The following is a 24217-nucleotide window of genomic DNA, read 5'->3' on the forward strand; positions in this document are numbered from 1 at the left end:
TTGTGGATTCTTACCAATCGTCAATCTTTCGTTAAGGAGGTGATCCAGCCGCAGGTTCCCCTACGGCTACCTTGTTACGACTTCACCCCAGTCATCGGCCACACCGTGGTAAGCGTCCTCCTTACGGTTAGACTACCTACTTCTGGTGCAACAAACTCCCATGGTGTGACGGGCGGTGTGTACAAGGCCCGGGAACGTATTCACCGCGGCATTCTGATCCGCGATTACTAGCGATTCCGACTTCATGGAGTCGAGTTGCAGACTCCAATCCGGACTACGATCGGCTTTTTGAGATTAGCATCCTATCGCTAGGTAGCAACCCTTTGTACCGACCATTGTAGCACGTGTGTAGCCCTGGTCGTAAGGGCCATGATGACTTGACGTCGTCCCCGCCTTCCTCCAGTTTGTCACTGGCAGTATCCTTAAAGTTCCCGGCTTAACCCGCTGGCAAATAAGGAAAAGGGTTGCGCTCGTTGCGGGACTTAACCCAACATCTCACGACACGAGCTGACGACAGCCATGCAGCACCTGTATGTAAGTTCCCGAAGGCACCAATCCATCTCTGGAAAGTTCTTACTATGTCAAGACCAGGTAAGGTTCTTCGCGTTGCATCGAATTAAACCACATGCTCCACCGCTTGTGCGGGCCCCCGTCAATTCATTTGAGTTTTAGTCTTGCGACCGTACTCCCCAGGCGGTCTACTTATCGCGTTAGCTGCGCCACTAAAGCCTCAAAGGCCCCAACGGCTAGTAGACATCGTTTACGGCATGGACTACCAGGGTATCTAATCCTGTTTGCTCCCCATGCTTTCGTACCTCAGCGTCAGTATTAGGCCAGATGGCTGCCTTCGCCATCGGTATTCCTCCAGATCTCTACGCATTTCACCGCTACACCTGGAATTCTACCATCCTCTCCCATACTCTAGCTTCCCAGTATCGAATGCAATTCCCAAGTTAAGCTCGGGGATTTCACATCCGACTTAAAAAGCCGCCTACGCACGCTTTACGCCCAGTAAATCCGATTAACGCTCGCACCCTCTGTATTACCGCGGCTGCTGGCACAGAGTTAGCCGGTGCTTATTCTGCGAGTAACGTCCACTATCCAAGAGTATTAATCTTAGTAGCCTCCTCCTCGCTTAAAGTGCTTTACAACCAAAAGGCCTTCTTCACACACGCGGCATGGCTGGATCAGGCTTCCGCCCATTGTCCAATATTCCCCACTGCTGCCTCCCGTAGGAGTCTGGGCCGTGTCTCAGTCCCAGTGTGGCGGATCATCCTCTCAGACCCGCTACAGATCGTCGCCTTGGTAGGCCTTTACCCCACCAACTAGCTAATCCGACTTAGGCTCATCTATTAGCGCAAGGCCCGAAGGTCCCCTGCTTTCTCCCGTAGGACGTATGCGGTATTAGCATCCCTTTCGAGATGTTGTCCCCCACTAATAGGCAGATTCCTAAGCATTACTCACCCGTCCGCCGCTAGGTCCAGTAGCAAGCTACCTTCCCCCGCTCGACTTGCATGTGTTAAGCCTGCCGCCAGCGTTCAATCTGAGCCATGATCAAACTCTTCAGTTTAAAATCAATAGTACCTAAAGGGTACCAATCTTGGCTCATCAATTACTGACAAAAAATTTGCTCAAATAAACTTCGAGAAATTTCTACCAATTATTAATGATAATATATATCGATCAATCAACCAGTAAAAATCCACACAAGTTGTTCTTCATAATCTCTTAATGATCTTTCTAACATCTCGTCAATGCTAGAAGCTGGACTCGAAACACTTAACAACTCAGCAACCTGCTTCGCTCGTTTCCGTGTATCTCGTCGGTATGGGGTGCATTCTATAGATTTTTTCTTCCCTTGCAACCCCTTATTTCACTTATTTTCAACGGGTGTTGCTTTTTTCGACTAAAAAGATGAAAAACATGAATTTTCACTCGTTTTTTAATCATTATTCATATTTATTTTCATCATTCATTTAAATTTTACGAATAATTTTCATTTTTATACACACTGGAGCTCATATATTTTGATGTTTTATTTTCCAAAATGTTTTTTTAGGCTACATTGAATAAAAATTAAGTTGAATTGCTCGCATGATGCGCTCCATTATTCTGATCTTTTCCTTTTTATGCGTTGCATATTTTGCTGTACAACGTTTTATTCATCCTCAATTAAATCACAATTCAACTTTAGATCGGCTTCAACACCCCATTGATCAACGCCTAAGATATCGTATTGGGTTTATTGACCCAAGATTTCAACTTGATACAGAGGCATTACGCCAAATAACTCAAGAGGCAGCGAATATCTGGGAAAATCAAACTCAACAAAAGTATTTCGTTTACGACCCCAATGCTCGTCTTACAATTAATCTCATTTTTGATGAACGTCAAAATGAATCCGATTATAGAAAGCATACGCTAAAGCAATTTGAAAATAGCAAATCATTAGCCGACCAAATGAGATTACAGCTAGAGCAAGAATCACAACAACTTGAATTTTTAAAACAGCAAATTGAACAGCAGCAACATAACTATAGTAGTGATCTAGATCAACATAATAATTTTGTCCACCATATTAATGGCTTAAACACATCTATTACAGATTCACAATTTCAGCAGATCAATACCTCTAAGACACGACTCACACAACAAAAGCTTGAGATTGAAAGCAATATTGAACGATTTAACATCTTACGAACAGAACTCAACGATAAAGTTGAAAAATTCAATCAATCCCAACACCAACAACGTAAAGCCATTGATGAATTTAACCAAGTTTTTCAAGCCAAAATGTTCCATAAAGGCGAGTTTAATGGTCGTGAAATCAATATTTATGAATTTCAATCTATAGATGAACTTCGAATCACATTAGCTCACGAATTAGGTCATGCATTAGGTCTCCAGCATACTAACGACCCTAATGCCTTAATGTATCCAATTCTAGAAAAGCAGAATTTCTCCAATTTTAAATTGACTGCTGCCGACCTCGAACTGCTAAAAAGTCGATAAAATCAGCACCACAGCTCAATCCCATAATTAAATTACGGATTTAATTGAATAGTTTTGAATTCGTGTTAAGGTATTTTAAAATTAATCAGAGGAGAGAGACGTGAGTTATTATCATATTATTCTTGAGGTAAATGATCATATCAGCACGATCGAGGAAACTCGTGATATTGAAATATTTGATATTGTCGAGCTTCAACCTTATCTCTACTCAATTTTACTGCCATATTTCAATAAACAACTCATCGAACTGGATGATGAGAACATTAAATTCGAAGACGTCTTACATATTCAAATTAAGCAAACATTATTACCTATTCAAGATTTAATTGAAGAAGAACAACGCCAACTTCCAAGCGATACAGATGTCACCATTACAGCTTATGAAATTTTTAATGATCGAGAATTAAGTCAAGATGTAACCTTAGTCATTTTTGACTTACTCGATGCTGTTAAAATCGATCGCTCTATTATTTAGAAACATCATCACAAAAAAAGGTCAACCTATGTTGACCTTTTTTAATCCGAGAACCTATTTATTGCATCATCAGCTGAGCCTGCTCATTTCTAAATGCACTCAATATCTGCTGTCCCGCTCGACCTGTAGGATTTAAGCCCAATCGGGTTTGCTCTTGACGAATTGCCTGTCGAGTTTTATCCCCAATTAAACCATCAATCGCACCAATATCGTAACCGCGCCGGATTAAATAGCGTTGAATTTCTCGGCGTTCTGCTCTTGATGTACCAGGATCATCAGTCGGCCAAGCTTTTGCAATTTTAGCTTTTCCTTGCAATCGATCTGATAAATGTGCGATTGCCAACGCATAACTTTCTGCTGCGTTATAACTATATATAGCATCAAAATTTTTAAATACTAGAAAGACCGGCCCAGCACTGCCAGCAGGCGCAAGCAACCCAGCTTGAGAAGATGCAGAAAGATTACCCTGAATTAAAGGGGAGCCATCCACTCTATTCAATCCTTGATTGACCCAATAAGACAATGCTTTCTTATTACGTCGCCCCTCACCTACAACTGACATTCCTGCAGGAATCTGCACTTCAAATCCCCAAGGTTGACCAGTTTGCCATCCTCTTTTCTTCAAAAAATTTGCTGTTGAAGCCAAAGCATCTGGAATACTCGAGACTAGATCACGTCGCCCATCACCATCAAAATCTACAGCAAGCTCATCATAGGTTGAAGGCATAAACTGAGTATGACCAAAAGCCCCTGCCCACGATCCTCTCAATTGTTCTTCCCAAACATCACCACGCTGTAAAAGTTTCATGGTGGTAAAAAATTCACCTCTAAAATACGATTGACGGCGCCCCTCACAGCTTAAAGTTCCCAAAGCTTGAAGTAATGGATAGCGTCCAGAAATATCACCATAGTTACTCTCAACTCCCCAAACTGCAACCACCATTTCAGCTGGAATGCCATAAGCCACACTTACACGGTCAAGTGTTTCTCGATGCTGTCGAAGTTTCTGTTGCCCCAATTGAACACGTTCATCATCAACTAAACCTGACAAATAATCCCAAATTGGCGTCGAAAATTCAGGCTGATAATTTAAACGTTCAATCACAGAATAGTCAGGAGTTAAATTCTGCGTGTAACGATCATACGTCGCCGAACTAACCCCTCTAGTGATCGCTTGTGATTTTAAATTCGAGATGCATTGCTGAAAATTAGGAGCGGATGACACAGTTGGCGTCATGGATGGCGAGGCTGTCACAGACTGACCATTAATAATCAACTCAGCATGAGTTTGAGATATCGCTAAAAAAAATGAACCTATCGTGAGTGCAAGCCGTTGCATAAGACCCTGTAATTCTAAAATGTTGGAATTATGTCTTTACCTTAACAGCTCACTCTAAAAATTAAAGCATCGAATCGTAAATTTAAATTCATACTTTCTACTTTTTTAAATTTATTTTGAAAATTTAAATTTAAAAACTTATCCACAACCTAGTTTCAAATTTATTTGTTATTGAATTTAAATTTAAACCGCCACACAACATTTAAATTCAAAAAACTTATCCACAGTCATCCAATACTACAAATCAACCTAAATCATTGAAAATTATAAATATTAAAATAATTTAATTTACTCAATAGATAAGAATTTAGATATAAATCTTTAAATACATTTTTGAATTCAAACCTCAATAGTAACTTTGAATTCAAAATATCCTGCAAGCCTATTATTTTGAATTTAAACCCACTTTGAATTCAAAGTTAAGATGGCTCACATAGCCATAATCAAACTTATACACAGTTCAAAATATGTATTCTAATCAGAACTAATAGTATAATTATTATGCAATTTTTTTAAAATTTCATCCGACCAATGGCAAGTGATTTTTAAAGAGGCGCAATCATGCCTTAAACAAGATAAATAAAAAAGCGACCACTCGTGTGATCGCTTTTTTTATCAGCAACTTAAAGTCTAGATGGTCATATCTTCACTTAATGCTAATGGGTTTGGTAAAATTTTCGACAATTGGCGACAGAGTGTAGTCAATTCTGAGCTATCGATTGGCATTAAGGTAATATGACCAATTTTTCGACCTTCACGTTCTGACTTGTTATAAAGGTGCAAATGTGCACCCTCTAAAGCCAACACATCTTCAGTCTTTGGATGCTGACCAATAATGTTCACCAATACCGTTGGACGAATCATCTCAGTTGAACCCAAAGGTAAGCCTGCAACAGCACGGATATGGTTTTCAAACTGAGAGCACACAGCACCTTCAATCGACCAATGACCTGAGTTATGTACACGTGGCGCCATCTCATTGGCATATAAGCCTTTGTCCGTCACAAATAGCTCAAGCGTCAGCACACCGACATAGTTCAAATGGTTAAGCAAGCGAGTGATGTAATCTTGTGCTACAGGTTGTAGATCTACACTGTTCGGTGCAGGGACAATCGAGTGCGATAAGATACCATTGTGATGGTGGTTCTCAGCCAATGGCCATGTTTTCACATCACCATTCTGACCACGTACTGCAATGATTGACACTTCACGCGAGAAAGTCACAAAACTTTCAGCAATCAATTCACCCGCAGGACCAAGTTCCGCCCATGCTTGATCAATTTGATCCGCAGTGCGTAAGACAAACTGACCTTTACCATCATAACCACCACGTGAAGTTTTTAGTACGATTGGAAGACCAAGTTCAGCGACCGCGTTTTGTAAACTTTCTAGTGATGTCACCGCTTTGTAAGGTGCTACTGGAATATCTAACTCATCAAATAACGCTTTTTCAGACAAGCGATGCTGAGCAATCGCTAAAGCCTGACGCGGGGGATGCAGTTGCTTGGTTTCAGTTAATACATCTACATCTGACAATGGCGTATTTTCAAATTCTAAAGAAAAGACTTCTGCACTATTAATGAAATCCTGTAAGCCATTTTTAGCTTGAGTTGAGATCACTGGACCCAAAGCAGCAGAAGGGCAGTCTGTACTTGCTTCAAAAAAAGTACATTGAATATTTAATGGAAGTGCCGCCTGCGCCATCATTCGACCCAATTGACCGCCACCAAAAATACCGATGGTTTTATCCATAAGATTTCTCTCGAATTAAGCTTGACCAGGAATATTTTTACTCGCAACTTTCTCAGTTTGCGCTAAGCGAAAATCGGCTACATTCTTTGCAATATCTGGGCGAGTTAAACCTAAAATTTGTGCCGCCATAATCGCAGCATTGGTCGCACCTGCAGGACCAATTGCCAATGTACCGACAGCAATACCTGCTGGCATTTGTACAATGGAAAGCAATGAATCAACACCATTCAAGATCGAAGATTTAACCGGCACACCTAGAACAGGAAGATCAGTCTTCGCTGCGCACATACCCGGTAAATGCGCTGCACCACCAGCACCCGCAATAATCACTTGGATACCACGATCACGAGCTTGCTCAGCATATTCAAACAAACGATCTGGCGTACGGTGTGCTGAAACAACTTCCGCTTCAAAGGGTACACCAAGCTGATTCAACATATTGGCAGTGTGTTCGAGTGTCGCCCAGTCTGACTGAGAGCCCATGATAATTCCAACGAGAGGAGTGTCTTGTGAAGCGGCCGCATTCATTGCAATGTTTCCAGAGATTAAAGTAAGAGAGATAAATCTCGACGAGAGCCAAGCTTTAATAAGAACTCACTATTATAGACTGAAAATGAATAGGTCTAAAGTTAAGCTGATAAAATAAGGATTAAAAATATATACTTGTTAATAGACATAAAAATGAATTTTATGATTGGTCATTGTTCTGCCTCATCCACCTTAAACATCTGGCTCATTCAAGATAAATTGAAATTGAATTTGGATTAAACTGAACTAAGCCATTCAAATTAAAAAATAAAAAGGAGAATATAGAATGTGGTTTAAACTGAAATTATGGTGGAATAACCCTGCAGAAAATTTATGGTTTACACCAGCACTTGGAGCTTTATTAGCGATTTTTTTCTCTTTATTTGCAACTGCAAGTCGTTATTTTATTCCATCACACGCGGTTCCAAATATCAGTATTGAAACACTAAGTAGCCTACTGGATATCATTGCTTCGAGTATGCTGGCGGTCACTACATTTTCACTTTCGATTATGGTCGCCGCATTTGCTTCAGCTTCATCGAGTGGTACGCCACGTGCTTATAAGCTGATGATGAATGATGATAATACTCGTCTCGCAATTACCAGTTTTATTTCCGCATTTATCTATGCCGTCATCGCAAAAATCGCTTTAGGTTTACAATATTATGGAGTTTCGGGTCGATTTGTCTTATTCGTAAGTACCATTTTGGTTCTTATTTATTTGATTGTGACATTAATTCGCTGGGTACAAACATTGTCTCAGCTTGGCACACTAACCAATGCTATTTCTAAAATTGAAACAGCAGCATCTCAAGCTTTAAGTACATTTCGTACACATCCCAACTTTGGCGCTTCTGGACAAAAACCATTGAGCGAAAGCCAACTCAAAATACACCCAAAACAGACAGGTTATTTTACTCATTTTGATATTGAGTCCTTAAATCTTCTTGCTCAAACTCACAATGCACATATTCATCTTGCTTTTCTTCCTGGGAAATTTGTAGACCCATCACTGGTTCTGATTGAAGTCTTTGCAGAAAATCTAATAGATGATGAAGAATTAAAAAATTTAGAACAACAAATTCATGAATACGTAATGATCGAAACGAACCGTAGCTTTTTACAAGACCCAAGATTTGGTTTATTGGTCATGAGCGAGGTTGGACAAAAAGCGATGTCAGCTGCAATTAATGATGTGGGTTCAGCAATTAGTGCGATCAATGCCTTAACGCGGATTATTATTGATAGTCAGCCAGATCCAGAACAGAAAACTTTTAATTTCTCGAATATCAGTGTCGATATGTTTGATATTCGTGAGTTTATTAGCAGTAGCTTTGCACCGATGGCACGGGACTGTATAAGTAATATCGAATTAAATCAAAGAATAATTAAATGCTTATCCATGATTGAAAAAAATGTATCTGAACCGGAACTACGGGAAGCTGCTCATGAAATGGCACATGAAATCTTGGCACGCTGCTTAAAACATTTTGATTTTGAACCTGATCGTCAAAGATTAGTTCGGGAATATGAAAATAACTTTAGTTAATCTTCATCCTTTTGAATCATGGTGTTCTAAATACAAAATAGACACAACCACATAAGCAAAGTGCAGCCCATACATAATCTAATTTGAAAGGCTGTTTAAACATGAAAATCATGAAAGGAACAAATACCAATAGCGTAACGACTTCCTGAGTGATTTTCATTTGTCCCACAGCCCAGCCATTTTGAGCCAGCATCTTGGTTGCAGGAATCATTAAGCTGTATTCGAATAATGCAATGATCCAACTAAATAGAATGGCTTGCCATAAAGGGGCATCATGCGGCAAAAATTTTAAATGACCATACCACGCCAAAGTCATAAAGCAATTTGCTAAAATCAGAAGCAATAAAGGTAAATAAATCATTTAAATCTCAAGTTAAATCGTCCGCGTTATTCTACGATTAAATCATTTCGTTTCATCATACTAGATTAAAAATATTCATATATTTTAGCTCATAAGTTTAAAAATTTATTTCTGCAAAATTTTACGGAATGGCTTCTAATAATCACTATCTTTTCACCAAGACCCTTGTTATCGTTGACATCAAATCAAATAACACATGACAACAGCACCAAAAAGATGTTTGTGTCGAAAAGAGTAGTGGAGTAAATCATCATGCATCTGCATATTTTGGGAATCTGTGGCACCTTTATGGGATCGTTAGCACTGTTAGCTCGAGACCTAGGGCACACAGTGACAGGCTCGGACCAAAATGTGTATCCACCTATGTCGACACAACTTGAAAATGCGGGTATTACCTTAATGCAAGGTTATGACCGTAGTCATTTTCAACCACACCCAGATTTAGTGATCGTTGGTAATGCCATGAAACGTGGAATTGACGCCGTTGAATACATGCTAAATCAGGGTTTACCCTATATCTCTGGACCACAGTTCCTTGCCGACCATGTGCTACAAGGTAAACATGTATTAGGGGTTGCTGGTACACACGGAAAAACAACCACTACCACGATGTTAGCTTGGGTATTAGATCAAGCGGGCTTGGAACCGGGCTTTTTAATTGGTGGTGTACCACTTGGATTTAAAGAAAGTGCTCGTCTAGGCGGAGGTCAATATTTCTGTGTAGAAGCAGATGAATACGACTCTGCCTTCTTTGATAAACGATCTAAATTTGTTCATTACCATCCAAAGACAGCTATTCTGAATAATCTTGAATTTGATCATGCAGATATCTTTGATGATCTCGCTGCCATTCAAAAACAATTTCATCATTTGGTTCGTACTATTCCAAGTGAAGGCCGTATCATCGCACCAATCACTGAATCAAATATTGATGAAGTTTTGGCACAAGGCTGTTGGACACCGATCGTCCGTACATCGCTTGAATCTCATGATCAAGCAACTATCTCTGCAAACCAACTTTCTGCAGATGGTACTCATTTCCAAGTCTTAAAAGACGGCGAAGTAAAAGGTACAGTCCAATGGTCGATGACAGGTCAACACTCCGTTGCAAATGCTTTAGCAACCATTGCAGCTGCAGAGCATGTAGGTGTTTCCATTGAAACTGCATGCGAAGCATTATCGAATTTTGGTGGTGTAAAACGCCGTATGGAGCTCCTCGATACCATTCGAGGTATTGAAGTTTTCGATGATTTTGCTCATCACCCAACAGCAATTGACACAACACTGGATGGTGCTCGTAAACGACTAGGCGAACGTAAACTATGGGCTATTATTGAGCCGCGCTCAAATACGATGCGAATGGGAAGCCACAAAGATGGTTTAGCATATTCTGCTCGATTGGCAGATGAAGTGATTTGGTATCAACCTGAGGGTTTAGATTGGGATCTACAACCTGTTGTTGAAGCTGCTCCGAATAAAGCTGTGGTAGCGCGTACTTTAGAAGAGATCATCCGAAATGTCGTGAATGAAGCAGGCGAGGGGGATGCCGTTGTGATCATGTCAAACGGTGGATTTGGTGGTTTGCATCAAAAACTCATTCAAGCACTCAAAGCAAAAGAATAAATAAAAAAGCCCGCTCTGCGGGCTTTTTTATATTTAAGCGATAACGTCATGATATTCATTATGAAAACGCTTAAACATGACAACCACATAAGAGCAAGTTGGAACAATTTTTAATTTTTCTGTACGAGCAAATTCTACAAGTCGATCTAACAATAACTTTGCAGTTCCTTGTCCACGTAAACGATCATCGACCCAAGTATGATCAGCTATAATGATCTGTGGAGTTTGGTAACGATAGCTGATTTCTGCAATTCTTGATTGATCTGCGTCCGTGAGATAAAACTCACCGCCTTTCACACTATCGATATGTTCAAACTGCATATGACCGCTCACTGTATGATTTTATTTAAACAGAACATCATGGATTGCTTCATCTTTGTTGAAAACAGATTTAGCAAATGGACAAAGCGGTAGGATTTTAACATTCTTTTGACGAGCTAATTCCACCGCACGGTCAACAAGTTGACGTCCCACGTTTTGCCCTCTTAATGAATCATCAACCCAAGTATGATCAATAATAAATTTATCTTCACCTGCCCATGAATAAGTCATTTCAGCTAAATGATGGCCATCTTCACCAATAAAAAACTCACCTTTTGATCCATTTTCTTGATGTTTAATTTCTAACATTATCATTATCCTATCATTCGTTATTAAATATAGATTAGAACGACATATTTACATAACACTATGAAAAAATGGGACAAACTTGTCTATCAATTACAAATTCAAAACTTTAATTTATTTTAAAAAAAGAAATATTATAAAAAACAAAAATATATATTGTCAGTCATAATCATTAAATGTTATTTTTTTAATATATAAATGTATTATTATTGTTAAAACATTAATGAGTAAATGAAATGGATATCTATTTAATATCAATTGTAGTATTGATCATCATTGCAATAATCTTATTAATTTCAATTTTTAAAAACAAATTTAATAACCCATTTAAATAATTTGCACACAACTTATAAGTGTGTCATCCTTTGTGCACTCGAAATCAAATGAAACGATTTCAACGTAATTTATTATCAAATTTGAACAAGGGGAGTAGCCTCCTCCAACAGTACTTAAATACTGTGTCAGAATATCGTCATTACACTTTGAAAGAAGTCGGTATCTGAGCATCATTTCGATTATCTAAAATGCATAATCAAAATGGTGTAGGCAAGACCTTGATCATGTTGTTTCAGAATTATTATCTGGCAACTGGTCGAGGTTTTTTTATGCCAAAATCAATTGCCAGTATTGGAGATCACTATGGAAACCATAGGCAATATTTGGCTTTATGTCATTTTTTTTGGCATCGTCACGATTATGCTCTTAATTGACTTTCTAGGTTTTAAACAAAAAGAAGGTCAAGAAGTTAAAGTTAAAACTGCTGCTTATTGGAGTATTGCATGGGTCACTGTCGCAACACTTTTTGGTGGTGGACTATGGCTATATCTAGAAAATACCGCTGGTATAAACGTAGCCAATACGAAAGTTATGGAATATTTTGCCGGCTATTTACTGGAAAAGTCACTCGCAATTGATAACGTCTTTGTGTGGCTAATGATTTTTGCTGCATTCGCTATACCTCCTGCACTTCAACGTCAATTACTCCTTTATGGTGTATTGGGCGCTATTATTCTCAGAACAATTTTTATTTTTATCGGTGCGTGGTTCGTTCAGGAATTTTCGTGGATCCTCTATATCTTCGGTGCTTTCCTTGTATACACTGGATTTAAATTCCTTAAAGGACAAGAGGATGATCCAAATATTGAAGATATGGCCATTCTGAAATGGCTACGTAAACACATGCGAATTACTCCACAGTTGGAAGGAAATAAGTTTTTCGTAAGGCAAAATGGCGTTCTATGGGCAACCCCATTATTTTTAGTGCTAATTTTAGTCGAGGCATCTGATGTTATTTTTGCAGTCGATTCTATTCCAGCGATTTTTGCGGTCACCACTGATCCTTTTATCGTCCTTACAGCTAACTTGATGGCTATCCTCGGTCTACGGGCTATGTTTTTCTTACTGTCTGGAGCCGCTTCAAAAATGCATTATTTGCCTTATGGACTTGGGGCTATTTTAATTTTTATCGGTTTCAAAATGCTTATGCTTGACGTATTCCATATGCCAATTTGGATCTCATTAAGTTTTATCGTGATTGCCCTTTCAATTACAGCATGGCTTTCAATTCGTTATAGTAAAAAACATCATCAAACGACCTTATAAGGTCAAACTTTGTTGGATTCAATAAAGCCTTCATCTGAAGGCTTTATTTATATCATTAGATGAGCCATCTAATTCACAATGCTTAACTTAGGCCATTGTTCCAAAAAACACTTTGACTTAACCCTATGTTCAAAGACTCCACGTGAAACCAAACGATTATTCCACCTTAATTTTAAAGTAAATAAATCTTCAAGCCCCAAAGGTGCGAGGATTTCAATATGATTATTCTCCATTAATTTGATAGCGATTGCGGTTGCCGTTTCTGGCCAAAAACTCATAGCATGATGTACTGAAGTATATGGATCAATTTGAGCACCTTCATCAGTTCTGTACCAATGATGTACCAGAGCTTGATTTGTAATGTCCCAATGAATATTAGGATATCTATGTTGAAGTGCACCCTTTAAATAATTTCGTCTCTCATCCATTTTTTCTGAAGGATCAAAATAAATGACATCAATTTCAGTTTCAAAAATGGAATAATTTTGATTATGTAAATAAGACCAGATCCAATTTCGAATCAAGCCCGCACTAAAATAGGCCGCACTATCAATCTGCCGTAAACACTGTAAAAGTTCATAGATATCTGCATTAGATCGTATTAAATGGCTTAACTTCTCATATAAGTCCATGGGTGAATTCACTTTATATATTTTGATTAGAATTTAATATTTCCACTCAGCTCTCCAATTTTAAATGTTAAGAGACGGTTGGCAAAGATCTTGCATCATCTCCAAAGAAAAAAGCTCAGTAAATTTAGCGCAGCTCTTCGGAGCTCTTTTTTTAGGAAATGACGATGAATATGATTCCCGCATTAAATCCACTCAGTGCACCTTGCCAATGTAGTTTCGACTTACAAGATTGGGAAATTCTCGCGCAATATTGGTATCCAGTGGCTCGTATTCAAGATGTTTCAACCACACCACATCAGGTCATTTTACTTGATGTAAAAATGGCGATTTACCAAACTGACAATGGGGAAATTCGATTAGTGCGTGATATCTGCCCTCATCGTGGTGTACCTCTAAGTAAAGGATGGGTAGAGGGTGAAGAAATTATTTGCCGATATCACGGTCTAAGATTCGACCTTGCAGGGAAGTGTACAAAAATTCCTGCTCAACCTGATTTAACTAAGATATCTGACCGTTTTAGTTTAACCCAATTTCCAGTAATTTTGAGATATGGACTGGTCTGGACTAGCTTGCATGGACGTGATTTTCAACACAATAATATTCCCCAACTTGACACTTGGAATCATCCTGATCATCAGTCTATTTTACCTCCATATGTTGATATTGCAGGCTCAGCAGGTCGTCAACTCGAAGGATTCATTGATGTAGCTCACTTTGCATGGGTGCATCACGAAGCTTTTGCAGATCGAAACAACCCAGTTGTACCGAAATACCATACTGAGAGAACAGACTATGGTTTAAAAACAATTTATATTAGTGGTGTCAGTAATTACCCGCATGCTTTGAAACACCTAGAGCCAGAAGGTTTTGAGTGGAAAAGAACTTTTGATATTTACCCACCATTTTCAGCGATATTAACTGTAGATTTTCCAGACAATGGGATTTTAAAAATCTTGAATGCGTGTTGTCCTGTATCGGTCAATCAAACCAGATTATTTGTTCCTTTGACGCGTAATTTTGATCAGACTGGAGATTTACAAGCAGTCTATGATTTTAATGCCCAAATTTTTGCCGAAGACCAAGATATCGTAGAATCGCAAAAACCTGAAGAATTACCACTTGATTTAATGATGGAAGCGCATTTTGAGGCTGATCGATCTTCGACTACTTATCGTCGTATTCTCGCAGAGTGGGGGCTCAGCAAACGATATACAGTTTAATTAAGATAGATCAGTTACAATCAATCGAAAAAATTAAAAGTGTAGGTTTTAAATGTCTTCTGTAGTTGCATCGACGGCGATTCGCGGTCGCTTCCTAGATATTCAGAATACGGTTGCCCAAGCGCGTGAAATTCACGACCAAGTGCGTTACGTAGAAGATGGTTTATTGATTACTCAAGCGGGTAAAATTCAATGGTTTGGTCGTTGGGAAGATGGGCAACAACAGCTCCGTCAGCTTGAATCCTCTATCCAAGTTGAGCATTACCCAGATCAACTGATTGTTCCTGGTTTTATCGATACGCATATTCACTTTCCTCAAACTGAAATGGTAGGTGCGTATGGTGAACAATTACTCGAATGGCTGAACACTTATACCTTTCCTACAGAAATCCAATTTCAAGACAAAGCTTATGCAGACCAAATTGCACACTTTTTTGTCAATGAGCTGCTGAAAAATGGCACAACGACTGCATTGGTTTTTTGTACAGTTCATAAAGAATCTGTTGATGCACTATTTGAAGCGGCAGAACAATACCAGATGCGTTTGATTGCAGGCAAAGTATTGATGGATCGTCATGCACCTGAAACACTGATAGACACCGCTGAAAATGCTTATACAGATAGCAAAGAATTGATTGAGAAATGGCATGGTAAAGGTCGAAACCTTTATGCTATTACGCCTCGCTTTGCGCCTACCTCTACACCAGAACAATTAAAAAGAGCAGGGCAGTTAAAAACTGAATATCCTGATGTATATATTCATACTCATTTGAGTGAAAACACCAATGAAATCGCTTGGGTGAAAGAGCTTTTTCCTGAGCAAAATGGCTATTTAGATGTGTATCACCACTATGGATTAACAGGCAATAAATCTGTTTTCGCTCACTGCGTTCATTTAGAAGAGCATGAATGGGATTGTATGCATCAAACAAACTCTGCAATCGCCTTCTGCCCGACTTCAAACCTCTTTCTAGGAAGTGGATTGTTTCCATTGAAAAAAACCTGGGATAAACAAGTCAAAGTCGGTCTTGGCACAGACATCGGTGCGGGGACTTCATTTAATCAGCTTCAAACGCTGAATGAAGCCTATAAAGTTCAACAACTCCAAGGCGACAAATTATCTGCATTTGAATCGCTTTATCATGCGACCCTAGGTGGAGCAAAAGCATTAGCGCTCGAGGATAAACTTGGTAACTTTAATATTGGAAAAGAAGCGGATTTTGTTGTATTAAATTTGAATGCCACTGCATTACAAACATTAAGACAACAACGCGCTAAAAATATTGAAGATGCACTTTTCGCATTGTTTACCATGGGTGATGATCGAAATATTGAGGCGACTTATATTTATGGACAAAAAGCATATCAACAATCAGCATCCTAATGCTCAGACTCAACCACAACACCCAATTAAAAAATATGTGTTGATTGGTGCTGTATTCTTAGTTTGTGCTGTCGTACTAAAACGCGATGCGCATTAATAAACCATTAGTTTACATTTCGTTTTTTTAAAAAGGGTGCAACATTCTGGGATATGTTTTAAAATCGAAGCATATTTCAGGTGTTGCAGGTCAACACCTTTTTTAATTTTAGAATTGTTGTTTTAGGTATCTACCCATGACCATTGACATGAAAGTGTTGATTTCCGCTGAAGAAATTCAAGCGAAAGTTAATGAACTTGGTAATCAAATTAATGCTCACTATGCAAATAGTGATCGAGAATTGGTTCTTGTAGGCTTACTTCGCGGTTCAGTGATTTTCATGGCAGACCTATGCCGCACAATTGAAAAACCACACGAACTCGACTTTATGACAGTTTCAAGTTACGGCAGTGGAACGACTTCTAGTCGTGATGTTAAAATTCTAAAAGACCTTGATGGTGAAATTCGTGGTAAAGATGTTCTTGTCGTAGAGGACATCATCGATTCAGGCAATACGCTGAGTAAAGTGGTAGAAATCCTTGAAACTCGTGAGCCAAACTCTATCAAACTTTGCACGCTGATCAGTAAGCCTTCTCGAAGAGAAATCGACTTGGAAGTAGAGTTTCTAGGATTTGAAGTTGAAGATAAATTTATCGTAGGTTATGGACTAGATTACGATCAAAAATACCGTCACATTCCATTCATTGGTGAAATCGGTCTGTAATTTTTTTAAGAAAGTGGCATATGCCACTTTTTTTATAAACAACAAAATAACAACAACATGTAGCGTGATTCTTCTTTTCAAACATCGATACATAATCAACTATATTTGAGCGACACAATAAAAATTCATGATAAAAAGGAGAACAAATATGTTTTCACTTATTGGAGCTATTCTTATCGGTTTTATAGCAGGTTTAATTGCTCGCGCAATTCATCCTGGTGACGATAAAGCAGGCTTCATCGTCACGACGTTATTAGGTATTGCTGGTTCATTACTTGCTACATATGGTGGACGCCTTCTTAATATTTATCCCGAAGGTTCATCGGCAGGTTTTATTGCTTCAGTCATAGGTGCAATTATCGTTCTGTTTATTTATAACCTCGTTACCAAAAAATCTTAACGAAAAAAAGCACCTTGTTAAGGTGCTTTTTTTCATTTCTATGAACTAGGTTTTATAAGTTCAGCTCTTTCCAAATTTTTTCAATTTCTGAAGCTGGATAAGCGCCTGTTACCTTAAATCCATTTTCAAAAATAATTGCTGGCGTTCCTTGAACACCTAGACGACGTCCAAGTTCCAAATTTCTTTCAATAGGGTTTGAACAATCAGCTTGGGCTGTTGGTTGTTGATTCTTTTGTAAAAGGACATTCCATGCAAACTCACGGTTTGCGGAGCACCAAACTTGTTTAGAGGGCTGGATCGATTGAGATTTAATTGGATACATAAACGTATAAATTGTCACATCTTTTAACTGGCTTAAATTATTTTCAAGCGTCTTACAATATGGACAATTTGGGTCAGAAAAGATCGCGAGCTGACGCTTACCATTCCCCCTTACAGTCTTAATGGCATCTTGAAGTGGAAGTTGTTTAAAGTCGACTGAATTATGTTTCAGCACCAAATCACGTGTTAGATTTTTTTGATCTTCGATACGAATCATTGATCCAAAGAATAAATGCTTAGCTTCTTCATCAATATAAATAATCTGATTGTCTAAAGATCCGCTATAGAGACCTTTCATCTCAGTTTTTTGTAAATTTTGAATATTCAATTTTGGGTGCTGCGTTTTAATTTTTTGCTGAAGCAATTCAATATTCGCAAAACTAGAACTTGTAGACAGTGCAAGTAAAGCACTGATTAAAATTTTTTTATACATAAGTTGAGCATATGTTTGATGGATATTATTGCTTATTCTAATCTTCTACTTTCTACAAAGATCAGTTTTTATGTAATTTTAAACCTCATAAATTGTTTCACGTGAAACCAAATATGACAGTTGAATTTTAACTGATTGAAGATAATTGACTCATGCTTAACAGTCGACATAGACTAATGAATCTTCGTATCAGCACTGCTGTTCTATAAGACAAATAATGAATGAAAACCAATCGTGGCGAGATTTTATTCTCGTAAGTATCGCACTCTGTATCGGCACCATTGGAACAGCGCTTGCTAGCCCACTTTATCCAATTTACCAAGAATTATGGGGGTTAAACCCGAGCGATATCACCTTTATTTTCGTTTCCTACATGCTAGGGTGCCTGACCACCTTACTGTTTTTGGGCAGAACCAGTAATACCATTGGTTATGTAAAAACTATGCAACTTGGGCTCATTTTTATCACCATTGGCTTGTTAATGTCTATCTTTGCGAGCGATGTCATGTCTCTCTCATGGGGAAGATTTATCATTGGTATCGCATCTGGATTGATGACAACATCTGCTCTTATTGGGCTTATTCAAACTGTTCCAACTTCCCATAAACAAATTGCACCACAATTAAGCTCAATCATTACTGCTGTTGGATTTGGGTTAGGTCCTTTATTTGGGGGATTTTTTGCTGAATTCTTTGCATATCCTTTGGTAATACCTTATGTACCCATTGTGATAGGTTCAATATTTTGCTTCTTTAGTCTATTTACACTCAAACCTATACCTTTTGATGTGCAAAAATTTAATTTTACTCCCAAATTATTAACACCACAATCACATGATCGCACTCAATTTTTTATACTGAGCTTGACTGCATTTGCTGTTTTTGCAGGATTTAGTTTATACGCCTCACTATCTCCTTCATTTGTTAAAGACATTTTGCCTTGGCACGGTCCACTGATTAGTGGTTCTGCCATTACTGTCATTTTACTGATTTCAGCTGCGACACAATTTTTTTCAAGATCAATCAAACCGCAATCCAGCCTATTACTCGGTATCATGACTTGCTTCATGAGCGTGATCGCTTTATTCCTCTGTATGGAGTTTAAAATTAGCTGGTTATTTTTCCTAAGCGATGGTCTGTTTGGGATTGGACATGGCTTAGCTTTACTTGGGGCTTTCGGACTTATTCATCACATGACCACACCTCACAATCGAGCCGCCGTCATGTCTACTTATCTCTTTATCGGCTATCTCGGAACGATTCTACCCATCCTAGCAGTAGGATATTTAGCTGACCATTTTGGGCTTACAAATGCAGTGATTTGGTTCTGTATTGCAATTTCAATCTTACTGATTGTTTTATTCATAAAGCAGATGATGGTTAAGCCAAGCAAGTTACCTTTAGCCAATTAACCAAAAAGCCCATTACTGGGCTTTTTAAACCACAGATAAAAACTCGTTTACTTCCCGATACAGAAAGAGCCAAAGATTTTTCCGAGTAAATCATCCGCACTAAAATCACCAGTAATTTCACCTAATGCATTCTGTGCGAGACGTAACGATTCTGCGACAAGCTCTCCTGCATGGTAAACAACAAGTTGTTCACGAGCTTCCGCAAGATAAGATTGAGTGCGCTTCATTGCGTCTAGGTGGCGTGTTCTTGCAATAAAGGTATCTTCTTCAGGCTGAAAGCCTGCATGTGCTGTAATCGCATCTACAAGCGATTGAACACCCATTTCTTGCTTGGCTGAGACCGTAATGTGTCTAAAGCCTTGGAGATCAGCAACTTTAGCTTCACCATCTACTAAATCACATTTGTTAGCGATTAAAATTAAGCGTTTAGGATCGATATAATTAGCAAAGTAAGTATCTGCCAAATGCATCGGATCTTCACCTTGACTCAAATCGTAAACCAAGAGTAGGAGATCAGCATTTTCTATTTCTTTAATCGCTCGACGAATACCTTCCTTCTCAACAATATCTCCCGTTTCACGCAGCCCTGCTGTATCCGTCAGGGTAATTGGCAAACCATTTAGGCTTATTTTCTCGTGTAGTACATCACGCGTTGTACCTGCAATGTCCGTTACAATCGCGCGCTCAACACCAGCCAATGCATTCAATAAACTCGATTTACCTGCATTGGGTTTCCCTGCAATCACCACTTGTAAACCTTCACGCAGAAGTTGACCTTGGCGTGCTGATTGTTGTACTGCACCCACTGATGCTTGCACATCTTCCAATAACGCTAAAATTTTTCCATCTGCAAGAAAATCAATTTCCTCTTCAGGAAAATCAATCGCCGCCTCAACATGTAATCGTAAGTGAATGAGTTTTTCTAATACTGTATTTACTTTGGCCGAAAATGCGCCTTGCAATGAACGTACTGCAGAACGAGCAGCTGCTTGTGAAGTAGCATCAATTAAATCAGCAATTGATTCGGCTTGGACTAAATCAATTTTTCCATTTTCAAAAGCGCGCATTGAAAACTCACCCGCTTTTGCTGCAATTGCGCCTAACTCTAACAGTCGGCCCAATAATGTATTTTGAATCACCGGTCCACCATGACCTTGTAACTCAACTACATCTTCACCCGTAAAAGAATTCGGATTTGGAAAACAAATGACTAAACCCTCATCCATGACTTGCCCATTCGCATCAAGAAATTGACGAAATGCAGCATAACGAGCAGGACCGAGTGCCTTACCAGTTAAAGCCTCTGCTATGGCATATGCTTTAGGACCAGACAGTCGAATTACACCTACACCTCCACGACCTGGCGGTGTTGCAATCGCAGCAATAGTGGTTTGATGTTGTAGGTTCGTCATTGAAATGATCTCAAAGCAAGGCAAAAAAAATCCGCCTAAGGATATCACCTTAAGCGGATCGATTCAGCTACTAACAAAACTTAGTTCGTAGATGCTGTATCTTCTTTTGCTAAGCGAGCTTTCTCAACACTCTTATTAATCAGACCTTGCTGAAGAATCGTGATCAAGTTGTTGACAATCCAGTAAAGCACAAGTCCAGCAGGGAAGAACAATAAGAATACCGTGAAAATAATCGGCATAAACTTAAAGACTTTTGCTTGCATTGGATCTGTCGGCTGTGGGTTCAACATTTGTTGAACATACATCGTCACACCCATCAACAATGGTAGGATAAACCATGGGTCCATTGCAGATAAATCTTGAATCCAACCTAACCAAGGAGCGTGGCGTAACTCAACAGACTCCATGAGCACCCAATACAAAGCCAAGAAAATTGGCATTTGAAGAAGTAAAGGTAAACAACCGGATAATGGATTGACTTGTTCACGCTTATAAAGTGCCATCATTTCTTGTGAGAAACGCATACGGTCTTCGCCGAACTCTTCTTTCATGCGTTGCATTTCTGGTGCAATCACACGCATTTTTGCCATAGAGCGATAGCTCTTAGATGAAAGAGGCCAAAGAATAAGTTTCACAAGAATTGTCAATAGAATAATTGACCAACCCCAGTTTCCAACAATGCCATGGAAGAATTGCAAACCTAAGAATAGCAATTTCGCAATTGGCCATAACCAACCATAATCAACCGTTTGATTTAAACCAGCTGCCAAGTCTTTCAATTCAGATTGAATTTTTGGACCTGAGTAGAATGTTGCATCAACAGTCATTGTTTTGCCAGCTGGTACATTAATGGTAGGCGAAGTAAAGCCAATGATATTCATACCATCAGCAGATTTACGTGACTCCATTTTTGCAGAATACGGCTGGTTACCGAAGTTACCAGGCACCCAAGCACTTACAAAGTAATGCTGAACCATTGCAACCCAACCACCTTGAGCCTCAACACTTAACTTTTCTTCATTAAAATTATCAAATTTTAATTTGTTATAGTGCTCATCAGGTGTACCCCAAGCACCACCTAAATAAGTGCCCAGCGTAAAGATTCCTTGATCAGTTTTACCTGGATCTTCAGAGTTGTCACGTTTGATCTGACCAAACATTTGACCTTGCCAGTTTTGCTGACTACGGTTAATCACTTGATAACTTACGTTAACTGGATATGCACCTTCTTGGAAAGTGAACGTTTTGATGATTTCAACACCATCAGCCGTTTTTAATACCATTGGTACTTTTAACACTTTCTCAGCTTCACCATCTTTATTGGTGGTTGCTTGAGCATCAGCTAAAGTATAAGTCGACTTTTCAAACTCAAATGTTGGACGTCCACTACGGCTACTGTCAGGTCCATTTAAACCAATTAAACCTGATTGAGCGACATAAGTACGTTTCTCATCATTTTCAAGCATAACGAACGGTTGTTCACTATTTTTACTTTTATCATGATTGAGTAGTTCAACACGGACAATGTCACCACCTTTAGGGTTAATCCAAAGATGATATAAATCAGTTTGAACAGCAACTAATTGTTGATTTGCTGTTGCAGGTGTAGTTGTGTCTTGTTGTTCAGCTGCAATATTTGCTTGCGGTATATCAGTTAAACCCGCTGTCGTTTGGCTCGTTGGCAGATCAGCAGAAACATCTTGGGCAACGACGGCAGCAGGTGCTGTCGCAGCAGTTGTTTCAGTTTGACCATAGTCTTTTTGCCAAGCAAGAATAAGCAAATATGCGGTGACAAACATGGCCCCGAGAATTGCAAACCTGGCCCATTGTTGCATATCGATTACCCCAATTGGTTAGAGTGATTTTTGGTTCAATAAACGCTCACGCAAGGGTACAGTAACGTGAGTCATTTGAGAATCTATTTGCTGAAATGAAATAAAACGAATTGCTTTTTTGGGAACAGGATCATATCCACTTCCACCCCACGGATGGCAACGACAAATCCGTCGCGTTGCATACCAGACACCTTTAATCGGGCCATGTATATGAATAGCTTCTAACGAGTATTGAGAACAAGTTGGGAAATAACGGCAACGAGGTCCAAGGAGCGGACTAATCGCAATTTGATAGAAACGAATCAACCAATGCAATATACGGACCATTGGCCACCTCTAACTTTGAGGAGAGGGAACTGATATTTTATGATGTTTTTTTACAAGACGCTGTAGCTTCTGCCATGCAAATTGTAATTGCTTATGCAATTCAGCATTCGGAATCGACTCAATACCTACCTTAGGCATGACCACAATATCCAATAAATCTATATCTTGCTGATTTAAGCGAAAACTTTCGCGAGCAATACGTTTTATTCGATTTCTTTCATGTGCACGGCGCACTTTCTTTTTAGCAACAACAATACCTAAACGGCTTTTAGGCTGTTTAGTCGGTGTAGCTAAAAATAAGAAATGGGGTTGATGCACTTTAAAAAGCGCACCATCAAATACACCTTTGTAATCTGCAGCACAGCGGATTCTCACCTCTGGACTGAAACTATAAAGTGTCATAACACCCAAATCGTCGATAAACTAAACTGGTATTAAACAGTTAAGCTGTGACGACCTTTTGCACGACGACGAGCTAATACTTGACGGCCAGCTTTAGTCGCCATACGAGCACGGAAACCATGAACGCGTTTACGCTTTAATTCAGATGGTTGGAAAGTACGTTTCATATCGAAACTCCAAAGTTGGTGTTCTATAAAGGTTCGCGATTGTATTGTGCATTGTTTGTTCTGTCAATATTAAACAGTATTGTGTAACACTTTTGATGAAAGTTGCTTGAGTCTGAGAAAGATACAAATTTGTTAAATAATCTATTTATACACAAAATAAATATATGTTTTTATTATAGTATTTAAGTTAACCACAGAAATACCCATAAACTTATACACAAGATGAAATTTAATTATGGCTGATTTTTAAATTTGAATTTAAATTTAAACACAAGGAATGATTATCCACAGAAAACCGAATCTTATTAAATAAATTCAAATTTATAAATTTAAATTTATTACTATTAGGGTTGTAATTTTCTATGGATAAGGCATTATTTTTTTTTAAATATATATACTTAGGTTGTTGATAACTATGTTTTCATATTTTTTATAGATTGTGGATAAGTTATTGCTTTTATTTATCCACAGTTTGTGGAAAACCTTATCCACACCCTGTTTTAAATTTAAATTTAGACTTTTAAATTTGATTATTTGTGTTTAAAGTTCAAAATTACTCATGACATATGTGGATAACTTGGGTATGATTGCCTCCCCAATCTCATGGGGTTGTTTTTAAATTTAAATGGAATGAGGGGTTTCAC

At 38.7% G+C, this 24217-nt stretch carries 23 protein-coding genes, 1 rRNA gene and 1 pseudogene; 11 read left to right on the forward strand and 14 right to left on the reverse strand.

Translation table 11 applies throughout. The features are described 5' to 3' along the window. Positions 1-32: 32 nt before the first annotated feature. Positions 33-1570 (reverse strand): 16S ribosomal RNA (locus AC1M9E_RS14330). 524 nt (positions 1571-2094) lie between these two features. On the opposite strand from AC1M9E_RS14330, the gene AC1M9E_RS14335 reads away from it, so the two are divergent. Next, the gene (locus AC1M9E_RS14335; protein ID WP_488224869.1) at positions 2095-3012 is read left to right on the forward strand and encodes a matrixin family metalloprotease; all 918 of its coding nucleotides are present in this window, start codon (positions 2095-2097) and stop codon (positions 3010-3012) included. A 100-nt stretch (positions 3013-3112) separates the two neighbouring features. Continuing rightward, entirely contained in the window at positions 3113-3487 is a 375-nt protein-coding gene (locus AC1M9E_RS14340) for a hypothetical protein (RefSeq protein WP_035270344.1), read from the forward strand. 58 nt (positions 3488-3545) lie between these two features. On the opposite strand, the gene AC1M9E_RS14345 is transcribed toward AC1M9E_RS14340, so the two are convergent. The 3 genes from AC1M9E_RS14345 to purE all read right to left on the reverse strand — a co-directional run bounded on the left by AC1M9E_RS14345 (position 3546) and on the right by purE (position 7106). Then, the gene (locus AC1M9E_RS14345; protein WP_481608228.1) at positions 3546-4826 is read right to left on the reverse strand and encodes a lytic murein transglycosylase; all 1281 of its coding nucleotides are present in this window, start codon (positions 4824-4826) and stop codon (positions 3546-3548) included. A 630-nt stretch (positions 4827-5456) separates the two neighbouring features. After that, on the reverse strand, positions 5457-6578 hold the full coding sequence (locus AC1M9E_RS14350; protein ID WP_481588067.1) for a 5-(carboxyamino)imidazole ribonucleotide synthase: 1122 nt from the start codon (positions 6576-6578) through the stop codon (positions 5457-5459). A gap of 15 nt (positions 6579-6593) precedes the next feature. Continuing rightward, positions 6594-7106 (reverse strand): 5-(carboxyamino)imidazole ribonucleotide mutase, encoded by a 513-nt coding sequence (gene purE, locus AC1M9E_RS14355; RefSeq protein WP_035270333.1) that lies wholly within the window; start codon positions 7104-7106, stop codon positions 6594-6596. Between the two features lie 286 nt (positions 7107-7392). On the opposite strand from purE, the gene AC1M9E_RS14360 reads away from it, so the two are divergent. Continuing rightward, complete coding sequence (locus tag AC1M9E_RS14360; protein WP_488224870.1) at positions 7393-8655, forward strand: DUF2254 domain-containing protein; 1263 nt, start codon at positions 7393-7395, stop codon at positions 8653-8655. A gap of 16 nt (positions 8656-8671) precedes the next feature. On the opposite strand, the gene AC1M9E_RS14365 is transcribed toward AC1M9E_RS14360, so the two are convergent. Further along, positions 8672-9016: a DMT family protein gene (locus tag AC1M9E_RS14365; protein ID WP_035270328.1), complete on the reverse strand. Its 345-nt coding sequence runs from the start codon at positions 9014-9016 to the stop codon at positions 8672-8674. 252 nt (positions 9017-9268) lie between these two features. Between AC1M9E_RS14365 and mpl the strand changes: the two genes are divergently transcribed. Further along, positions 9269-10639: a UDP-N-acetylmuramate:L-alanyl-gamma-D-glutamyl-meso-diaminopimelate ligase gene (mpl, locus tag AC1M9E_RS14370; RefSeq protein WP_481608230.1), complete on the forward strand. Its 1371-nt coding sequence runs from the start codon at positions 9269-9271 to the stop codon at positions 10637-10639. 33 nt (positions 10640-10672) lie between these two features. Here the strand turns inward: mpl and AC1M9E_RS14375 are convergent, their stop codons facing one another. Next, positions 10673-10960, reverse strand: a complete 288-nt coding sequence (locus AC1M9E_RS14375; RefSeq protein WP_035268576.1) for a GNAT family N-acetyltransferase — start codon at positions 10958-10960, stop codon at positions 10673-10675. A 21-nt stretch (positions 10961-10981) separates the two neighbouring features. After that, positions 10982-11269, reverse strand: a complete 288-nt coding sequence (locus AC1M9E_RS14380; RefSeq protein WP_035268578.1) for a GNAT family N-acetyltransferase — start codon at positions 11267-11269, stop codon at positions 10982-10984. 636 nt (positions 11270-11905) lie between these two features. On the opposite strand from AC1M9E_RS14380, the gene AC1M9E_RS14385 reads away from it, so the two are divergent. Then, positions 11906-12868 carry a TerC family protein gene (locus AC1M9E_RS14385; protein WP_481588063.1) on the forward strand — a complete coding sequence of 321 codons (963 nt, stop codon included), beginning with the start codon at positions 11906-11908 and terminating at the stop codon, positions 12866-12868. 68 nt (positions 12869-12936) lie between these two features. On the opposite strand, the gene AC1M9E_RS14390 is transcribed toward AC1M9E_RS14385, so the two are convergent. Beyond that, the gene (locus tag AC1M9E_RS14390) at positions 12937-13500 is read right to left on the reverse strand and encodes a nucleotidyltransferase family protein (protein ID WP_481613621.1); all 564 of its coding nucleotides are present in this window, start codon (positions 13498-13500) and stop codon (positions 12937-12939) included. Between the two features lie 164 nt (positions 13501-13664). Here AC1M9E_RS14390 and AC1M9E_RS14395 point away from each other — a divergent pair, with 164 nt between their 5' ends. The 5 genes from AC1M9E_RS14395 (at position 13665) to AC1M9E_RS14415 (ending at position 17265) form a co-directional block, all read left to right on the forward strand. Then, a complete protein-coding gene (locus AC1M9E_RS14395) occupies positions 13665-14720 on the forward strand; it encodes a Rieske 2Fe-2S domain-containing protein (protein ID WP_488224871.1) in 1056 nt (351 codons plus the stop codon). A 52-nt stretch (positions 14721-14772) separates the two neighbouring features. Continuing rightward, positions 14773-16104 carry a guanine deaminase gene (gene guaD / locus AC1M9E_RS14400; RefSeq protein WP_481593978.1) on the forward strand — a complete coding sequence of 444 codons (1332 nt, stop codon included), beginning with the start codon at positions 14773-14775 and terminating at the stop codon, positions 16102-16104. Then, positions 16070-16201: a hypothetical protein gene (locus tag AC1M9E_RS14405; protein WP_257219949.1), complete on the forward strand. Its 132-nt coding sequence runs from the start codon at positions 16070-16072 to the stop codon at positions 16199-16201. Before guaD ends, AC1M9E_RS14405 begins: the two co-directional genes overlap by 35 nt. A 136-nt stretch (positions 16202-16337) precedes the next feature. Next, the gene (gene hpt, locus AC1M9E_RS14410; RefSeq protein WP_035268589.1) at positions 16338-16865 is read left to right on the forward strand and encodes a hypoxanthine phosphoribosyltransferase; all 528 of its coding nucleotides are present in this window, start codon (positions 16338-16340) and stop codon (positions 16863-16865) included. A gap of 148 nt (positions 16866-17013) precedes the next feature. Further along, positions 17014-17265 carry a GlsB/YeaQ/YmgE family stress response membrane protein gene (locus tag AC1M9E_RS14415; RefSeq protein WP_035268591.1) on the forward strand — a complete coding sequence of 84 codons (252 nt, stop codon included), beginning with the start codon at positions 17014-17016 and terminating at the stop codon, positions 17263-17265. A gap of 52 nt (positions 17266-17317) precedes the next feature. On the opposite strand, the gene AC1M9E_RS14420 is transcribed toward AC1M9E_RS14415, so the two are convergent. Beyond that, on the reverse strand, positions 17318-18019 hold the full coding sequence (locus AC1M9E_RS14420; RefSeq protein ID WP_481608233.1) for a DsbC family protein: 702 nt from the start codon (positions 18017-18019) through the stop codon (positions 17318-17320). A 217-nt stretch (positions 18020-18236) separates the two neighbouring features. Between AC1M9E_RS14420 and AC1M9E_RS14425 the strand changes: the two genes are divergently transcribed. Next, positions 18237-19430: an MFS transporter gene (locus AC1M9E_RS14425; protein ID WP_488224872.1), complete on the forward strand. Its 1194-nt coding sequence runs from the start codon at positions 18237-18239 to the stop codon at positions 19428-19430. Between the two features lie 47 nt (positions 19431-19477). Here the strand turns inward: AC1M9E_RS14425 and mnmE are convergent, their stop codons facing one another. The 5 genes and pseudogenes from mnmE to rpmH form a co-directional block, all read right to left on the reverse strand. Further along, positions 19478-20842, reverse strand: a complete 1365-nt coding sequence (gene mnmE / locus AC1M9E_RS14430; RefSeq protein ID WP_488224873.1) for a tRNA uridine-5-carboxymethylaminomethyl(34) synthesis GTPase MnmE — start codon at positions 20840-20842, stop codon at positions 19478-19480. Between the two features lie 80 nt (positions 20843-20922). Continuing rightward, a complete protein-coding gene (gene yidC / locus AC1M9E_RS14435; RefSeq protein WP_481608235.1) occupies positions 20923-22677 on the reverse strand; it encodes a membrane protein insertase YidC in 1755 nt (584 codons plus the stop codon). Positions 22678-22682: 5 nt separating this feature from the next. Next, positions 22683-23004, reverse strand: a pseudogene (gene yidD / locus AC1M9E_RS14440) (membrane protein insertion efficiency factor YidD). 9 nt (positions 23005-23013) lie between these two features. Continuing rightward, positions 23014-23406, reverse strand: coding sequence for a ribonuclease P protein component (rnpA, locus tag AC1M9E_RS14445; protein WP_035268604.1), 393 nt, complete (start codon positions 23404-23406; stop codon positions 23014-23016). Between the two features lie 32 nt (positions 23407-23438). Next, the gene (gene rpmH, locus AC1M9E_RS14450) at positions 23439-23573 is read right to left on the reverse strand and encodes a 50S ribosomal protein L34 (RefSeq protein ID WP_000831329.1); all 135 of its coding nucleotides are present in this window, start codon (positions 23571-23573) and stop codon (positions 23439-23441) included. Positions 23574-24217: the final 644 nt, after the last annotated feature.

The organism is Acinetobacter sp. 24-47-47 (genome assembly GCF_057737035.1).

Bases quoted from the DNA above. Each gene is read 5' to 3' on its own strand.
- AC1M9E_RS14335 (WP_488224869.1), top strand. From the start codon at position 2,095: ATGATGCGCTCCATTATTCTGATCTTTTCCTTTTTATGCGTTGCATAT.
- AC1M9E_RS14345 (WP_481608228.1), bottom strand. From the start codon at position 4,826: ATGCAACGGCTTGCACTCACGATAGGTTCATTTTTTTTAGCGATATCT.
- AC1M9E_RS14350 (WP_481588067.1), bottom strand. From the start codon at position 6,578: ATGGATAAAACCATCGGTATTTTTGGTGGCGGTCAATTGGGTCGAATG.
- purE (WP_035270333.1), bottom strand. From the start codon at position 7,106: ATGAATGCGGCCGCTTCACAAGACACTCCTCTCGTTGGAATTATCATG.
- AC1M9E_RS14360 (WP_488224870.1), top strand. From the start codon at position 7,393: ATGTGGTTTAAACTGAAATTATGGTGGAATAACCCTGCAGAAAATTTA.
- AC1M9E_RS14365 (WP_035270328.1), bottom strand. From the start codon at position 9,016: ATGATTTATTTACCTTTATTGCTTCTGATTTTAGCAAATTGCTTTATG.
- mpl (WP_481608230.1), top strand. From the start codon at position 9,269: ATGCATCTGCATATTTTGGGAATCTGTGGCACCTTTATGGGATCGTTA.
- AC1M9E_RS14375 (WP_035268576.1), bottom strand. From the start codon at position 10,960: ATGCAGTTTGAACATATCGATAGTGTGAAAGGCGGTGAGTTTTATCTC.
- AC1M9E_RS14380 (WP_035268578.1), bottom strand. From the start codon at position 11,269: ATGTTAGAAATTAAACATCAAGAAAATGGATCAAAAGGTGAGTTTTTT.
- AC1M9E_RS14385 (WP_481588063.1), top strand. From the start codon at position 11,906: ATGGAAACCATAGGCAATATTTGGCTTTATGTCATTTTTTTTGGCATC.
- AC1M9E_RS14390 (WP_481613621.1), bottom strand. From the start codon at position 13,500: ATGGACTTATATGAGAAGTTAAGCCATTTAATACGATCTAATGCAGAT.
- AC1M9E_RS14395 (WP_488224871.1), top strand. From the start codon at position 13,665: ATGAATATGATTCCCGCATTAAATCCACTCAGTGCACCTTGCCAATGT.
- guaD (WP_481593978.1), top strand. From the start codon at position 14,773: ATGTCTTCTGTAGTTGCATCGACGGCGATTCGCGGTCGCTTCCTAGAT.
- AC1M9E_RS14405 (WP_257219949.1), top strand. From the start codon at position 16,070: ATGGACAAAAAGCATATCAACAATCAGCATCCTAATGCTCAGACTCAA.
- hpt (WP_035268589.1), top strand. From the start codon at position 16,338: ATGACCATTGACATGAAAGTGTTGATTTCCGCTGAAGAAATTCAAGCG.
- AC1M9E_RS14415 (WP_035268591.1), top strand. From the start codon at position 17,014: ATGTTTTCACTTATTGGAGCTATTCTTATCGGTTTTATAGCAGGTTTA.
- AC1M9E_RS14420 (WP_481608233.1), bottom strand. From the start codon at position 18,019: ATGTATAAAAAAATTTTAATCAGTGCTTTACTTGCACTGTCTACAAGT.
- AC1M9E_RS14425 (WP_488224872.1), top strand. From the start codon at position 18,237: ATGAATGAAAACCAATCGTGGCGAGATTTTATTCTCGTAAGTATCGCA.
- mnmE (WP_488224873.1), bottom strand. From the start codon at position 20,842: ATGACGAACCTACAACATCAAACCACTATTGCTGCGATTGCAACACCG.
- yidC (WP_481608235.1), bottom strand. From the start codon at position 22,677: ATGCAACAATGGGCCAGGTTTGCAATTCTCGGGGCCATGTTTGTCACC.
- rnpA (WP_035268604.1), bottom strand. From the start codon at position 23,406: ATGACACTTTATAGTTTCAGTCCAGAGGTGAGAATCCGCTGTGCTGCA.
- rpmH (WP_000831329.1), bottom strand. From the start codon at position 23,573: ATGAAACGTACTTTCCAACCATCTGAATTAAAGCGTAAACGCGTTCAT.